Source organism: Alteromonas sp. R7 (assembly GCF_055755235.1).
In genome coordinates, this window is sequence record NZ_JBVTQX010000007.1 from 146,766 (window position 1) to 162,003 (window position 15,238).

Annotated in this window: 15 protein-coding genes; 12 read left to right on the forward strand and 3 right to left on the reverse strand. The window is 46.1% G+C overall.

All coding sequences use genetic code 11. The features are described 5' to 3' along the window. The first annotated feature begins 31 nt into the window (after positions 1-31). The gene (locus tag AC0J2X_RS12955; RefSeq protein ID WP_014975357.1) at positions 32-664 is read left to right on the forward strand and encodes a flavin prenyltransferase UbiX; all 633 of its coding nucleotides are present in this window, start codon (positions 32-34) and stop codon (positions 662-664) included. A 2-nt stretch (positions 665-666) separates the two neighbouring features. Continuing rightward, complete coding sequence (locus AC0J2X_RS12960; protein WP_039226872.1) at positions 667-1,476, forward strand: S1/P1 nuclease; 810 nt, start codon at positions 667-669, stop codon at positions 1,474-1,476. Positions 1,477-1,507: 31 nt separating this feature from the next. Here AC0J2X_RS12960 and AC0J2X_RS12965 read toward each other — a convergent pair whose 3' ends face one another. Then, the gene (locus AC0J2X_RS12965; RefSeq protein ID WP_014975355.1) at positions 1,508-2,749 is read right to left on the reverse strand and encodes an ABC transporter substrate-binding protein; all 1,242 of its coding nucleotides are present in this window, start codon (positions 2,747-2,749) and stop codon (positions 1,508-1,510) included. An 88-nt stretch (positions 2,750-2,837) separates the two neighbouring features. Next, positions 2,838-3,323: a ribonuclease E activity regulator RraA gene (gene rraA, locus AC0J2X_RS12970; protein ID WP_014947855.1), complete on the reverse strand. Its 486-nt coding sequence runs from the start codon at positions 3,321-3,323 to the stop codon at positions 2,838-2,840. 352 nt (positions 3,324-3,675) lie between these two features. On the opposite strand from rraA, the gene AC0J2X_RS12975 reads away from it, so the two are divergent. The 9 genes from AC0J2X_RS12975 to AC0J2X_RS13015 all read left to right on the forward strand — a co-directional run bounded on the left by AC0J2X_RS12975 (position 3,676) and on the right by AC0J2X_RS13015 (position 11,683). Then, positions 3,676-4,194 (forward strand): phosphatase PAP2 family protein, encoded by a 519-nt coding sequence (locus AC0J2X_RS12975; protein WP_014947854.1) that lies wholly within the window; start codon positions 3,676-3,678, stop codon positions 4,192-4,194. A gap of 1 nt (position 4,195) precedes the next feature. Beyond that, a complete protein-coding gene (locus AC0J2X_RS12980) occupies positions 4,196-5,263 on the forward strand; it encodes an MJ1255/VC2487 family glycosyltransferase (protein ID WP_014975354.1) in 1,068 nt (355 codons plus the stop codon). 12 nt (positions 5,264-5,275) lie between these two features. Continuing rightward, positions 5,276-5,512, forward strand: coding sequence for an LPS translocon maturation chaperone LptM (lptM, locus tag AC0J2X_RS12985; protein WP_069943528.1), 237 nt, complete (start codon positions 5,276-5,278; stop codon positions 5,510-5,512). Continuing rightward, positions 5,512-6,762: a diaminopimelate decarboxylase gene (lysA, locus tag AC0J2X_RS12990; RefSeq protein WP_014975352.1), complete on the forward strand. Its 1,251-nt coding sequence runs from the start codon at positions 5,512-5,514 to the stop codon at positions 6,760-6,762. Before lptM ends, lysA begins: the two co-directional genes overlap by 1 nt. 35 nt (positions 6,763-6,797) lie before the next feature. Next, entirely contained in the window at positions 6,798-7,628 is an 831-nt protein-coding gene (gene dapF / locus AC0J2X_RS12995; RefSeq protein WP_472996075.1) for a diaminopimelate epimerase, read from the forward strand. Continuing rightward, positions 7,625-8,320 (forward strand): DUF484 family protein, encoded by a 696-nt coding sequence (locus AC0J2X_RS13000; RefSeq protein ID WP_014975351.1) that lies wholly within the window; start codon positions 7,625-7,627, stop codon positions 8,318-8,320. Before dapF ends, AC0J2X_RS13000 begins: the two co-directional genes overlap by 4 nt. Before the next feature lie 5 nt (positions 8,321-8,325). Next, positions 8,326-9,246 (forward strand): tyrosine recombinase XerC, encoded by a 921-nt coding sequence (gene xerC, locus AC0J2X_RS13005; RefSeq protein WP_472996076.1) that lies wholly within the window; start codon positions 8,326-8,328, stop codon positions 9,244-9,246. Between the two features lie 20 nt (positions 9,247-9,266). After that, the gene (locus tag AC0J2X_RS13010) at positions 9,267-10,007 is read left to right on the forward strand and encodes an HAD-IA family hydrolase (RefSeq protein ID WP_156085744.1); all 741 of its coding nucleotides are present in this window, start codon (positions 9,267-9,269) and stop codon (positions 10,005-10,007) included. A 167-nt stretch (positions 10,008-10,174) separates the two neighbouring features. Continuing rightward, entirely contained in the window at positions 10,175-11,683 is a 1,509-nt protein-coding gene (locus AC0J2X_RS13015) for a sensor domain-containing diguanylate cyclase (protein WP_156077730.1), read from the forward strand. Between the two features lie 97 nt (positions 11,684-11,780). Here the strand turns inward: AC0J2X_RS13015 and cysE are convergent, their stop codons facing one another. Then, on the reverse strand, positions 11,781-12,587 hold the full coding sequence (gene cysE, locus AC0J2X_RS13020; RefSeq protein WP_014947845.1) for a serine O-acetyltransferase: 807 nt from the start codon (positions 12,585-12,587) through the stop codon (positions 11,781-11,783). A gap of 464 nt (positions 12,588-13,051) precedes the next feature. Here cysE and uvrD point away from each other — a divergent pair, with 464 nt between their 5' ends. Next, complete coding sequence (gene uvrD, locus AC0J2X_RS13025; RefSeq protein WP_014977964.1) at positions 13,052-15,223, forward strand: DNA helicase II; 2,172 nt, start codon at positions 13,052-13,054, stop codon at positions 15,221-15,223. The last annotated feature ends 15 nt before the right edge of the window (positions 15,224-15,238 follow it).

Consider the following 15,238-nt stretch of genomic DNA (forward strand, 5'->3'; position numbering starts at 1 on the left):
CATTACGCTTGTCATCTACAGAGGCTATACAATGAAACATGACAAGCAAGTCACGCTTGCTATCACAGGCGCATCTGGCGCGCCTTATGCGCTTACACTATTGAAATCGCTAGTTAACGCCGATTACCAAGTGTATGTATTAATCTCTTCCGCTGCCAAAGTGGTGTTTGCCACCGAAGAGAACGTCAAGATACCCGGGCGACCAGAAGACGCTGCCGCGTTTTTTACCGAGCATTGCAATGCAAAGCCAGACCAAATCAAGGTTTTCGGCAAAGAAGAGTGGTTTTCACCAGTAGCTTCAGGCTCAGCGGCCCCCGCAAAAATGGTGGTTTGCCCGTGTTCTACAGGTACGCTTTCGGCCATTAGTATTGGCGCAAGCGACAACCTGATTGAGCGCGCAGCTGATGTCGTTCTAAAAGAGCGTGGACAACTTATTTTGGTGCCTCGTGAAATGCCACTTTCTTCTATTCATCTAGAAAATATGCTCAAGCTTTCGCAAATGGGTGCTACTATTATGCCTGCAGCGCCTGGCTTTTATCACAATCCTAAAACTATCGATGACTTGGTAGATTTTGTGGTGGCGCGCATACTAGACCACCTAGGTATTGAGCAGTCTCTTGTCGCAAGATGGGGCTACCAGTCTTCCAAACATTCTGAGGATTAACCATGTTCGCGTTTGCAAACAGGATTTGCGCAGTTGCGCTGAGCACGCTATTTACATTGTGTATTTCATCACCCGCTTTCGGATGGGGGCAAACCGGTCACCGAGTGACTGGCGCTATTGCCGAGCAATATCTTAGCCCTCTTTCACAAGCTGCACTAATGGAGTTATTACCACACGGTTCGTTGGCTGAAGCCTCAACTCACGCTGACGAAATGCGTTCTGACCCCAGCGAATTTTGGCAGAAAACCGCTAGCCCTTGGCACTATGTATCTGTACCTGAAGGAAAGACCTACGAAGAAGTTGGCGCACCAAAGCAAGGTGATGCGGTTACCGCGTTAAAGCAGTTTACTGAAACGTTAAAAAGCGACACCGCCACCATTGAAGAAAAGCGTCTGGCCCTTCAGTTCATTGTGCATATTATTGGCGATCTCCATCAACCACTTCATGCCGGCAATGGTACTGATCGTGGTGGTAACGACGTAAAAGTGCGCTTCTTCTGGCAAGACTCTAACCTACACCGCGTGTGGGACTCGCAAATGCTAGATCAGCGCGACCTGTCGTACTCAGAGTGGACGTCTTGGTTAACAAAAGCTATTACGGCTAAGGATATTCGCAGTTGGGCCACCACCGACCCTATGGTGTGGATTGAAGAAAGCACCGCTATTCGCGATACCATTTATCCTGATGACGCAAACAATATGAGCTATGACTATTTATACAACCACCTGCCTACTGCAAAAAAGCGTTTGCAGATGGCCGGAATTCGCATTGCCATGTATTTGAACAACGTGTTTGACGAAGCAGAGCACTAGTCAAAAGTTGAGCTCGATTAGCATCTCGCAGTTAATCGAGCTGATACACTTCCAATCTTAGCGCTTCAAGAGCCTCTGTCGTACTACCTACATCCGCTGATTTCATAAAGTCTCTCAACAGTGTCATGGCAGGTTCTGCGAATTCGTGAGGCACGACCCTATCGAAATATGGACTTGTGCTTTCCGCCGTATTTAACTGCTTAGCGCCCATATCATTAAAGTAATTCGGAAAATGCTCACTTCCCGCCAAAGGAGAAAATCCCCCTGCGTGAAGATTAAATCGCGACTGGGCCTTGTGTGTAGCCATGAACGACAAAAATTGTCGCGCCGCTTTTTGCTTCGAAGAACTAGCCCGAATAAAAAACACATCCAAAGGAGCTAGCTCAATGGTTTCTTGACCGGGACTGAGCTCTGGGAAAGAAAATATCCTAATTTTTGACTCTGCACTTTCAGGAATACGAGAGCTTAGAAAATGTCCAATTAACGTAACACCTGCCAAGCCTCGGTATAGATAAGGCATGGGGTCATACCAGTCCATGTTCTCTCCTGTATCCATGAAATAGCCCTTATCAATGAGTACTTTCCACAGAAGAAAAACCTGTACGACTCGCTCATCTTTATATGAGACACGGCCTGATAACAGTTCGTGGTGAAAGGACTCTCCATAAAGCCGTAAACTAATGAATTCAAACCAGCTTGTTAATACCCACGGCGCATCATACCCAATGGCTATGGGCGTAATACCTTTCTCTTTTAAAGCCTGACAGAGGTGAAGAAATTCGTCCCACGTATTTGGTGCAGCAAGTCCCAGAGAATCAAAAAGCTCGGCATTATAAAAAAAGGACCACGGATAATGGGATACCGGAATAGCGTAGAAGCGGCCATTAAGGCTAACTTGAGAGGACACCGACACTCTAAACGCATCTGTTAGTCGCTGTGCTTGCCAAACGTCACTTATGTCGCTCACCCATCCACTGCGAACAAGGTCGAGCAGCCGCTCGTCGCCATACCAATAAAGTACGTCTGGCCCTTCACCCGTTTTAAGCCATTTGAGAACTTGCTGCTTATACTTATCGGTATGTACGCCCACCGCATTGAGCGTAATATCAGGCGCTATTTTGGCAAATTCTTGCTCAATGTCAGAGATTAAGTAACGTTCGTTAACGTTATCATTCAGCCATCCGACAGTAAGCGTCTCTGCCTTTGAGGGCAACGCCAACATAGCCAAAAAAACGGTAAGACAAAAAGGATATAACCCGTAAATTGCTCGCACCAAAAGCCCCTGCTTAAACTGAGTTTGCAGAACTTATCGGTTAATAAACGCCAGGTGCGCCCCTAAAATTACGCGCTATTTATGGCACTCAGTCCAGATCGAGAGGTTCAGGAGAGAGAATAACGCCCGTGCTATCAGCATACAAATGATCTTCTGGTAAAAACGTAACGCCACCAAAGTTAACGGGCACGTCTACCTCACCAATACTTTCACACTCAGCATTTACTGGAATGGCGGCTACCGCCAAAACACCGATATCTAATTCGGCAAGGCTATCAACTTCTCGCACGCTGCCGTATATCACAACCCCTTCCCAATCGTTATCGATTGCAACTTGAGCAGAGGATGCATCGAACAGTGCACGACGGCTAGAACCACCGCCATCAATAAGCAGTACTTTTCCAGCACCGGGCTGAGCAAGTACTCGGTCGATAAGGCCTCTGTCTTCAAAGCATTTAATTGTGGTAATTTCACCACCGAAAGAATACCGGCCACCAAAGCTCGCGAAAATTGGATCTACCACGTCTACGCTATCAGCAAACAAATCGCATAATTCAGATGTGTTGTATTCCATCGTTCTGCCTTACTAAAATTGAGAAGACTAAAATTAAGTGAAAACAAAGCGCTGCTTACGCTTCTAAAACTAGCATAGCATTAAATGTGGCAATGCAAACGTTTGATTTCACGCCTTTCGTCGAATTTTCTACTTTTTTCAAAACTCATCAAAACTTGCTCTCCCCTCCCCCAAATGAGCACATATTTTGCTTAGCTTTTTGTCTTTTACAGCCATTCCCAATATCTGTTCGCCAGGACAAAAGAAAAAGTAAAAGCGAAGCTCGCTGTCAAAAAAGTTTCTTTTTTTCGTCACCCACTGGTCACAGATGAACTTTAGCCTGTGCAGTAATTAACCGATAGGGGACAAGGCGATGTTGATTAAATCCTTGACCAAATACGATACTGACTTGTTTTATCGCCTGTACAAACTGACGCAAAAAAGAGACTGCAGAAGTATTATCTGGCTGTCGAAAACCGGCGATGGTTACCTGTACCTTGTTATCGGTGCGCTGCTTTGGGCATTTGAGCCTGAACACGGTGAGCTTTTCCTCTACACAGCGCTGATGGCTTATGCGCTGGAATTACCCATTTATGTGCTGCTTAAGAAAATGTTCAAGCGCCCTCGCCCTTGCGATTTTCTAATGAATTTAACAGCACATGTCACGCCTTCGGATAAATTCTCTCTTCCTTCAGGCCACACGGCAGCAGCCACATTGATGGCGAGCATAGTGGCTCATTATTATCCGTCGTTTGCGGTATTGGCTTACAGCTGGGCCGCGTTAATTGGTCTTTCACGTGTGTTACTGGGTGTTCATTACCCGTCAGACGTGATCGCAGGGACGCTTCTAGGCGTTACAATAGCAACGTTGAGCATTTCTATTCTGGGGTAGCATGAGATTACTGTATGGTGTGCAAGGCACCGGTAACGGACACATCGCCCGTGCGCGAATAATGGCTGCAGCTCTGGCACAGCGCGATGACATTAACGTTGACTTTGTGTTTACTGGTCGTCCCCCTGAGAAGTATTTCGACATGGAAATATTCGGAGAATACCGAACCTTTACTGGCCTGAGCTTTATCACCAAAGGAGGCCGGGTTGATAAATGGGCGACCGTTAAAGATGCAAATGTAAGCCAGTTTATAAAAGACGTGAAAGCCTTTGATACCAGCAACTACGATTTGCTAGTCAATGACTTTGAGCCCGTTACGGCGTGGGCAGCTAAACAGCAAGGTCTACCTTCTATTTCGATTAGCCATCAGGCTGCATTTGCCTACGACGTCCCTAAAAGTGGCAACACGATTTTCGACTCCTTGCTAATGAAAGTGTTTGCACCAACAGAGATTCAACTAGGTGTGCACTGGTATCACTTCAATCAACCGATTATTCCGCCATTCGTTGCAGAAAAGCCGATTGTGTCTTCGGGAAATGGTCACGTTCTGGTTTACTTACCTTTTGAAGATATTGAAGATGTTCAACAAATGTTGGAACCCCTAAGCGATCAGGTTTTCGAATGCTTTCACCCGAACATCGATGAAGCGAAAGAAGTGGGACATATTCATTGGCACCCTACATCTAAGAAGCACTTTCAAAAAGCCCTACAGCACGCCAGTGGCGTAATCGCCAATGGGGGGTTTGAGCTATCGAGTGAGGCACTTCAACTGGGCAAGAAGCTGCTTATAAAACCTTTACACGGCCAATTTGAGCAACTATCGAATGTGCTTACGTTAAATAAATTGGATTTATGCCAAACCCTGTTTCAACTTGATACCGACATTGTTGAAGAGTGGCTAGAAGCTCCTGACAACGAAGCAATTGACTTTCCAGACAACCCCAACATTCTTATCGATTGGCTTAAAAACAAAGACTTTTCTGATACGCAAAGCCTGTGCGATGCGCTTTGGAAAAACGTTCGATATGGCGATAAAACACAAGAACGATTATTGGCTCTTGCAATTTAACGCCGCAATGCGATGATAGCGGCATTTGTCGTATTCTTCGCGGGATTTTTCGTGCTTAAAAAGTCAGTTGTTTTCTTGCTAACACTCACAGCATTATGTGGCTGTGGTTACAAAGGGGCGCTCTACATTCCTGACGCGCCTGCACAAAACACGTCTGCTGAACCAGCGTCTTCTGAAAATGCAGAAACCGGCGCCGACTCTGACACCAATAACACTTCACCCGCAACTACTTCTGGAGAGCTGAACTAGTGGATTATTTCGCCTACAGCCAAGGTCAGCTTCATGCTGAACAAGTGGCTGTTTCTGATATTGCAGCCCAGCATGGAACGCCGGTTTACATCTATTCACGTGCAACATTAGAGCGTCACTGGCACGCATTTAATGATGCCATTGGTGAGCATCCTCACCTTGTGTGTTACGCGGTAAAAGCGAATTCGAACATCGGTGTATTAAGCGTTCTAGCCAAATTAGGTTCAGGCTTTGATATCGTTTCAGCAGGTGAACTCGCTCGCGTAATCGAGGCCGGTGGCGATGCAAGTAAGGTAGTATTTTCAGGTGTTGGTAAAAAGCATGATGAAATTCGCTATGCGCTAGAACAAGGCATTATGTGTTTCAACGTAGAATCAGAGCCAGAGCTTCATCGAATTAACCAGGTTGCGGGCGAAATGGGCGTGAAAGCCCCTATTTCACTGCGCATAAACCCGGATGTGGATGCCAAAACTCACCCTTATATTTCTACAGGTTTGAAGGCAAATAAATTCGGTATTGCCCGTGAGCGAGCGCTTGCTACCTATGAATTGGCCGCATCGCTACCTCATTTAAATGTTGTTGGTATGGACTGCCATATCGGCTCGCAGCTCACAGAAATCGGCCCATTTGTAGACGCCTTGGAGCGCTTGCTTCTGCTTATTGATGAATTAGCTGAACGCAACATTATCATTGAACATTTAGATGTGGGCGGTGGTCTTGGCGTTACTTATAACAACGAGCAACCACCTCATCCTAAAGCCTACGCACAAGCCATGGCTGAAAAAATGGTAGGCCGTGAGAATCTAAAGCTTATTCTTGAGCCAGGCCGCGCTATTGCAGCAAACGCCGGTATTTTAGTTACCGAAGTTGAATTCATCAAAGAAGGTGAAGAAAAAAGCTTCGCCATTGTCGACGCTGCAATGAACGATTTGTTACGCCCTGCACTTTACTCAGCATGGCAAAAAATTATTCCTGTAAAAGAAGAAACTACGGCAACACCACGTATTTACGATGTAGTAGGCCCAGTGTGTGAAACTGGCGACTTTATAGGAAAAGATCGTGAATTAGCCATTGAACCAACAGACTTACTTGCAGTTCGCAGCGCCGGTGCCTATGGTTTTGTTATGGCGTCAAACTACAACAGCCGCTGTCGTCCAGCCGAGATTATGGTAGACGGTGACAAAGCAATTGTGGTTCGCGAAAGAGAAAAACAAAAAGATCTCTGGCAAGGTGAGTACAAACTTCCGTAAACTAGAGACAAACTAACAAGATAGATGCGCGTTTAATGCAGGTTCAATTTTCTAAAATGCACGGTTTGGGTAACGATTTCATGGTTATTGATAACGTTACTCAGAACGTCTTTTTCTCTAAAGAAAAAATTCAGCAACTGGCTAACCGAAACTTCGGCGTTGGCTTCGACCAGCTGTTGATGGTGGAACCGCCTTACGATCCTGAACAAGACTTCCACTATCGTATCTTCAACGCGGACGGTTCGGAAGTAGAGCAGTGTGGCAATGGCGCGCGCTGCTTCGCACGTTTTGTTAAGCAAAAAGGTCTCATTAATCGCAACAAAATTGTCGTAAGCACCAAAGCTGGAAAAATGGTGCTGTATCTTGAGAAAGACGGTCAAGTTACTGTGAACATGGGTAAACCTGAATTCGAACCTGCGAATATTCCACTTAAAGCCAATAAGCAAGAAAACACCTACATATTGCGAGTCGGCGAGAGCACGCTATTCATTGGTGCGGCATCGATGGGTAACCCACATTGCGTGATGGAAGTCGACGACGTTGATACTGCTAATGTGGCCGAGATTGGTCCTCTTGTTGAAAAGCACGAACGCTTCCCTGAAGGCGTAAACGTTGGCTTTATGCAAATAATCAATGAGTCACATATTAAACTTCGCGTATTTGAACGAGGTTCAGGTGAGACCTTGGCCTGTGGTAGCGGCGCTTGTGCAGCGGTTGCAATTGGCCAGATTCAGGGTAAATTAGGAAAAGACGTGCGGGTGGACTTACCCGGAGGCAGTTTACGTATACGCTGGCCTGGCCCAGATAACGTGTTAAAAATGACAGGGCCTGCTGAGCACGTGTACGACGGACATATAAATCTATGAGCGAATTATCAGGGCAGTCTAACGCTACGCAATTGATTGAGCCATTTAACGACACAACGGAATTGTCGAGTGCCGATGTGCGCGCGTTCTTGTTACAAAACCCTGAGTTCTTTGCCGAGCACTCCGACCTTCTTGAAAAAATTAAGCTTCCCCACGAGCAGAAAGGCAGTGTTTCACTGGTAGAAATTCAAAGCGATCAGCTTCGAAAGAAAGTTAGGCAGCTTAATTTTAAACTCAATCAGCTGGTGAGCATCGCTAAACAAAACGAAAAAATATATCGCGTTTACACCGATTTAAACGTGCAGCTTCTGCGCTGTGAAAGTGTTGCCGAAGTTCAGTTTACTTTGGAAGATGTGCTTCAAGAGCGTTTACAATTGTCGTCGGCGGTCATTAAAAGCTTTAAAGGTCCCCACGCGATCCCCGAACTACAGCAACGTTTATTTACTGAAAAACGTTTTAAAAATACCAACTTTTTCTTTGGCAGATTATCTCAACACGAACGCCAGCTTCTTTTCGGAGAAAGCCCTGCGGAGTCTGTAGCGCTAATGCTGCTTGGTGACAACCGTGAACTCGGTATTTTAGGTATTAGCAGCAGTGACGCCAGCCACTTCACCCCAGATATGGACACCTTGTTACTTCAACAGCTTCAGCAAGTGCTTAATATTATCTTGCCTGAAATGATGGGATATTAGGTGTAGTGTCTACGGACGCATTGATAAGCGAACCTTGCCAGCAATGGCTAGATAAGTTTCTGCTACATCTACAGGTAGAACGTGGGTTATCTCTTCACACTATCAAAAATTATCAGCGCCAGCTTACCGAAGTTGCAAAGCTACTTGGGCTTTACGAGTGGTCGGGACTAACGCCAAGCGACATAAAGCGGGTAATGGCTGATGCAAAGGTGTCAGGGCACAGCCCGCGCAGTATAGCATTGCGCCTATCGGCACTTAGAACCTTCTGCCAATATCTTATCGATCATCAGCAACTATTCAGCAACCCTGTAGAGGGTATTCAAGCTCCAAAACAAGGGAAGCCATTGCCTAAGCAACTAAGCGTAGATGAAATGCAGCAGCTTCTTAATGCCTCCCCCCGAAGCAGTGACGACGATGAGGGTATGCAATTACGTGATGTGGCTATGTTTGAGCTACTTTATGGCTGTGGACTGCGCTTGAGCGAACTGACTGGGCTTAATTTGGCCGACTGTCTAAAGGACGGTACCGTGAAGGTCATGGGTAAAGGAAGTAAACAGCGAATACTTCCGTTAGGCCGACACGCACAAAAAGCACTTAACGCGTGGTTAAAGGTACGCACTGCCTACGCATCACCTTACGAAAGTGCGGTCTTTGTGAGTAAGCGCAAAACCCGCATATCCAATCGACAAGTCGCTAATCGCCTCGATAAAATGGCAAGCGAACAGTCGCTGTCACAAAAAGTAAGCCCTCACAAACTGCGCCATTCCTTTGCTACGCACGTATTAGAATCCAGCGGAGATTTGCGTGCGGTTCAAGAGCTATTAGGTCATGCTAACTTGTCAACAACACAAGTTTATACCCATCTGGATTTTCAGCATCTCGCTAAGGTTTATGACGCGGCTCACCCTCGCGCACACAAGAAATAACGCTACTAGAAGGTTTCCCCATGCAGTTTTTCAGGTCTATCAATAACGTCGAGGCTATGACCTTCGACCTTGATGACACCCTTTATAATAATGAACCTATTATTCGACGCGCAGAGCAAGCCCTTCAAGCGCATATTGCTGAACATCACCACCTGGCAGCTAAGCTAACATCACTTGATTGGCTACAGCTTAAACGTGCGGCTATCGCCAAAGACGCGCGATTGGCTTCTGATATGGGGCAGCTTCGTCGCGTTGTTTTAAGCGCTGCACTATCTGGCACGCCAGCAAACCAGTTATCAATAGTCCCCACAGAAGACACTGCATTACGTGCTGCTGTAGACAGCTGCTTTAATTGTTTTTATGACGCAAGAAGCGATTTTGCATTAGCCAGTAATGTTCACCACACCCTCGATAAACTTAGCCAGCATTTACCGCTCGTTGGTATTACTAACGGCAATGTAAACGCGCAAAAAGTAGGGTTAGACCGTTATTTCACGGCGATCTTGCACGCCAGTGTGGAACGGCCCATGAAGCCTGCTCAAAACATGTTTGATGAAGCGGCCTCACTGGTAAAGGTAACGCCGTCGCACATTTTACATGTGGGCGATAATATTATTAAAGACGTGTTCGGTGCCATTAATGCCGGCTATCAGTCGGCTTGGTTTGCATGTAATCGTCCAATGCAGTTGAAATTTGAACCCGTTTCAGTACTTCCACACGTTCAGCTTGATTCATTAGAAGAGCTTATTCAATTTGTCTAGGCGCTATTTATCTCGAAAATACAGACCTTTACTACTCATTCTTTTGCGAGATGTTAACCTTTGAGTAAGCCGCATTCTAAAGGTCTAGAGAGCCGCACTTAGGGCGTATAGATTTTAACGCTCACTCGTTATACACTGAAAACTGGAGTCGTAGTTTTTGTGTCCTCATGGAAAAACCTGCTATCTCGAAGTCAAGGTCGCAACAAGCGTCCAAGGTAGATAAGCCAACCTCGAATGTTCATGAACATGCCGAGACAGGTCGCTCTTTTTGGCCGTTTAAGCCACTGTCTGGCTTGTATCAAGATGTATTTATTATCTTGTCTTGGATTGCCATATGGCAAATTGGACGCATTGTTGAATACACTGAACACGCCAGTGTTTGGTTTCCTGCGGCAGGCTACACCCTTGCATGCTTCTTAGTTTTAGGTTGGCGCGCGGTAGTGCCTATTATGGTGGCCGCCATTGCGATTACCGTCTGGAATGGTCATAACTACTTGCTGCCGTTAAGTAACGTAGAAATGATGTGGGGCGGCGTGTTATTCGGCGTTGCACATATGCTCCCTTACTATGCAGGAGCCAGTGTTCTCGGCCATCTATTGAGAAAGCCCGACGTCACCACACCCCAATTAATCGTCTCGTTCTTAATCATCGGCTGTATTTCGTCGTTAGTTGCTACGCAACTAGTCATTGGTTCACTTGTTCTCACTAATCAGATGTCAGCGGCGGATATTAAAGAAGCGATGCTGCCCTTTTGGATAGGGGATATGGCTGGTGTTGTAGTGCTTGCACCTCTTTTTGCTGGCTTGTTAGTAAAAATAAGTGCAGCATCTAAAATAGACCTCTTAGCATTTTCTAACTGCGCTTCATCCGATTTACACAGCTACTTTAAAAAAGTGGCAATCAATTTGGCCCTCATACTATTCGTCATGTTATTGGCAAAACTTACCCAGTCTCGTGACAGTGCATTTGCTATCTTTTTTCTCGCCATTACCCACATGTGGATAGCGTGTACTGAAAGCACGAAGCGTAATGTTATAAGCCTTGCAATAAGCAGCCTATGCATTGTTTTGCTGGTGCATATATTCGCCTTAATGGATTACGTCAAGGTGTATCAGTTTGCACTCAACGTTATTGCAGCCAACGCGTTATTTGGTATAGCCATTCCTCAGTTACAAGCAGACAATGCTTTGCTCAAAGACCGTGTATTTGTGGATACCTTAACCCAAGCTTATACGCGGGAGTATTTGGCCCAGCGCAGCGCACTAGAAATGGCTCAGAGCCGTGAATCTGGAAGCTCGCTTTATTTTGTTATGTTTGATTTAGATAAGTTTAAACGTATTAATGACGAATTAGGTCATGTAGACGGCGACAACGCATTGCGCCGACTAAGTCAGGTGACGAAGGATATTGTGCGTAAAGCGGATGTTTTTGCCCGTTTCGGCGGCGACGAATTTGTACTGCTTCTGCCTAATATCAGCGAGCAAAACGCCCTTAATTTGGTGGAAAAGGTACGTGAAGGTATAAACGCAATCGTTATTTCAGAAGTGTCATTATCATCGAGCTTCGGCGTCACTCTTATGCAGCAAAGCGATACACTCGAGACACTTATTCAGCGCGCCGACCGCGCACTCTACGCATCAAAAGAAAAAGGCGGCAACACAATAACCCTCAAATAATGGGGTCAGAGTACATTTAATCGCTCAAATACGCTGAAGACAAAAATGTACTCTGACCCCATTATTACGAAAGCAGAAATGTACTCTGACCCCAATTTTATACGTGGGAGTTATCTTCTAGTACGTTTTGGCGCATGGATTCACATGGGCTTTGACAAACCGGTCTCCCAACCACTTTAGCTGGAACACCCACCACAGTAACGTGAGCTGGAACACTATTAAGTACAACGCTACCTGCGCCTACTTTTGAGCCTTCACCTATCTCAATATTTCCAAGGATCTTGGCGCCAGCGCCAATTAACACGCCTTGGCGAATTTTAGGGTGACGGTCGCCCGACTCGTTACCGGTACCACCTAATGTAACGCTCTGCAAAATAGATACGTTGTCTTCAACCACTGCAGTTTCACCCACTACAATGCCAGTTGCATGGTCAAACATGACGCCTTTACCTATACGCGCAGCAGGGTGGATATCTACACCAAAGCTTGCCGAGTTGCGGCTTTGTAAGAATAAAGCAAGCTGATGACGCCCATGAACCCAAAGGTAATGCGCCATGCGGTGTACTTGCACAGCATGAAAACCTTTAAAGTGAAGTAAGGGAGTAAGGTAATCGTTGACCGCCGCATCCCGCGCCTTAATCGCTAGAATGTCAGCAATAGCCGCTTCGCTGATGCCTGGCTCAAGTAAGTAAGCTTCATCGAAAACTTCACGAATGGCGAGCGCAGGCATGACGTCGTCTGCCATTTTGTTCGACAGAATAAAACTAAGCGACGATTCAAAGTTGTGATGTGCAAGAACACTGGCATGCACATAGCTAGACAGCAAAGGCTCTTTTTCAGCAACAACTTGCGCTTCTTGTTTTAGCGTAGACCAAAAATCGATGGGCGTTGTAAGTGCGGTCATGAGCATGTCCCGTTATATAAAAATGCTGTGTTCTATCAGAAAATTGGGTAAGCGATCTAAACTTGTTCCTTGCTGGGCATATCTATGCTGACAAAAGGGAACGCGTAAAAGTTTACCTGAGTTTGATGTGATGCAATACCGATGTGATACCGACCAAGCGCATAATTCGATCAATTTATCGAATTAATTCGTTATAGCTAATAACCGTATCGTACATGTACACATCGTTAAAGCACTCTGCTCTCTCGCTGCGTCTAACTGAGTGCTTCCATTAATTTAATAGAACGTTCAGAGCGCTCGTATCTTTCATTAAATAATACTTAAAATCATGATTGCACACGAACGTATAATGCCGTTGAAGTTTATCTTCACTGGGGAAAAACTGGACTGTATAAATCAACAGGCAGGTGGCATAATAGCGCGCTGCTGAATGTATAACACTATCAACTAACAGGTACCACACTATGGATGTATCTCGACTGCTAGACGAGCTAAACGACAAACAGCGTGAAGCAGTAGCAGCCCCACTATCTAACGCCCTAGTTTTGGCTGGCGCGGGCAGTGGTAAAACCCGCGTATTAGTGCATCGCATTGCGTGGTTAATGGAAGTCGAAAACATCGCCCCTTTTTCTATTTTGGCAGTAACCTTTACCAATAAAGCAGCCAAAGAAATGCGCGGCCGAATAGAGTCGTTGATGGGTCGCAGCCTGCACAATATGTGGATTGGTACCTTCCACGGGCTTGCGCATCGCTTACTACGTGCGCACCATGCAGAAGCCAACTTGCCTGAGAATTTTCAGATAATTGATTCGGACGATCAGTATCGACTTATTCGCCGCATTCTGAAGGCCATGAACCTGGACGAAAAGCATTGGGCGCCTCGTCAAATTCAGTGGTACATAAATGGCAACAAAGACGAAGGCTTGCGCCCTCAGCACATTGAAACCCACGGCGATCATATTCAAAAGACCATGCGCGAAGTCTATGCGGCATATCAAGACGCTTGTGACCGTTCAGGATTGGTAGATTTTGCTGAACTGTTGCTACGCGCACATGAATTATGGGCTAAAAACCCAGAAGTATTAGCCCACTATCAACGTCGTTTCCGTGCAGTGTTGGTAGACGAATTCCAAGATACCAACAATATCCAATATGCATGGCTTCGTATGCTGTGTAGTGGTGGTAATAATAACATTATGATTGTTGGCGACGACGATCAGTCTATTTACGGCTGGCGCGGCGCGAACGTAGATAATATTCAGCACTTCCTGAAAGACTTCAACGAGCCTACTACTATTCGCCTTGAGCAGAATTACCGCTCTACAGGAAACATTCTTAAAGCGGCGAACACGGTTATCGACAACAATACGGGCCGTTTAGGGAAAGAGCTTTGGACGGAAGACGCGCAAGGCGAGCTTATTTCTGTATATGCGGGTTTCAACGAGCTAGATGAAGCGCGCTTTATTGTTTCGAAAATCAAAGATTGGCTTAATCAAGGCAACGCCCTTACTGATACCGCTATTCTTTATCGAAACAACGCCCAGTCTCGAGTACTGGAAGAAGCCTTGCTGCACGAAGGGCTGGCGTATCGCATATACGGCGGTCTGCGCTTCTTCGAACGCCAAGAGATTAAAGACGCCCTTGGCTATATGCGTATGGTGAGCCACCCGCACGACGATGCAGCTTTCGAGCGTGTAGTAAACACCCCAAGTCGCGGTATTGGTGAGAAAACCTTATCGCAAGTGCGCGACACCGCGCGAATGCACAACTGTTCAATGTGGCAGGCGTGTCAGTTGCTCATTAATGAAGGTGGCTTTAAAGGCCGCGCGCTAAACGCTATGCAAAGCTTCGTGTTGCTAATTACTGAGCTAGAGCAATCCACGTTAGATGAGCCCCTTGACCAACAAGCCGATAAGGCTATTCGCCAGTCTGGTCTGTACGCCATGTACCAAGCAGAGCGCGGAGAAAAGGCCCAAGCACGTCTAGAAAACTTGGAAGAATTGGTTACTGCATGTAAAACCTTTATCGTGCCTGAAGAAGCCGAAGAAATGTCGCCTCTGGCAGCCTTTCTAGCTCATGCGTCGCTGGAAGCAGGTGAAACCCAGGCGGATAAAGACCAGGATGCCGTGCAGATGATGACTATACACACCGCTAAAGGCCTTGAATTTCCACTGGTATTCTTAGCAGGTGTAGAAGAAGGCATGTTCCCTAGCCAAATGACCAACGACGAGCCAGGTCGAATGGAAGAGGAACGCAGACTTTGCTATGTTGGTATGACCAGAGCAATGCAAAAGTTGTATATTACTTATGCAGAAAGTCGTCGACTCTATGGCCAAGATAAGTATCATACTGCTTCTCGATTTATTCGCGAAATGCCAGCAGACTGCGTTGAAGAGGTTAGGCTGAAATCGACTATTTCGCGGCCCGTGCACAACCGCTTTAGCCAAGCGACGTCGCACGCCAGTTTTGAAGAAACGGGCTTTAGTTTAGGTGAGCGAGTTGTACACCGTAAATTTGGCGAAGGGATCGTACTTAACTACGAAGGGAGTGGTGAGCACGGTCGAGTTCAAGTAAACTTCGACGAATTTGGCAGCAAATGGCTGGTACTTGCTTACGCAAAGCTGGAGAAAGCGTAACATTATTAATAGGCA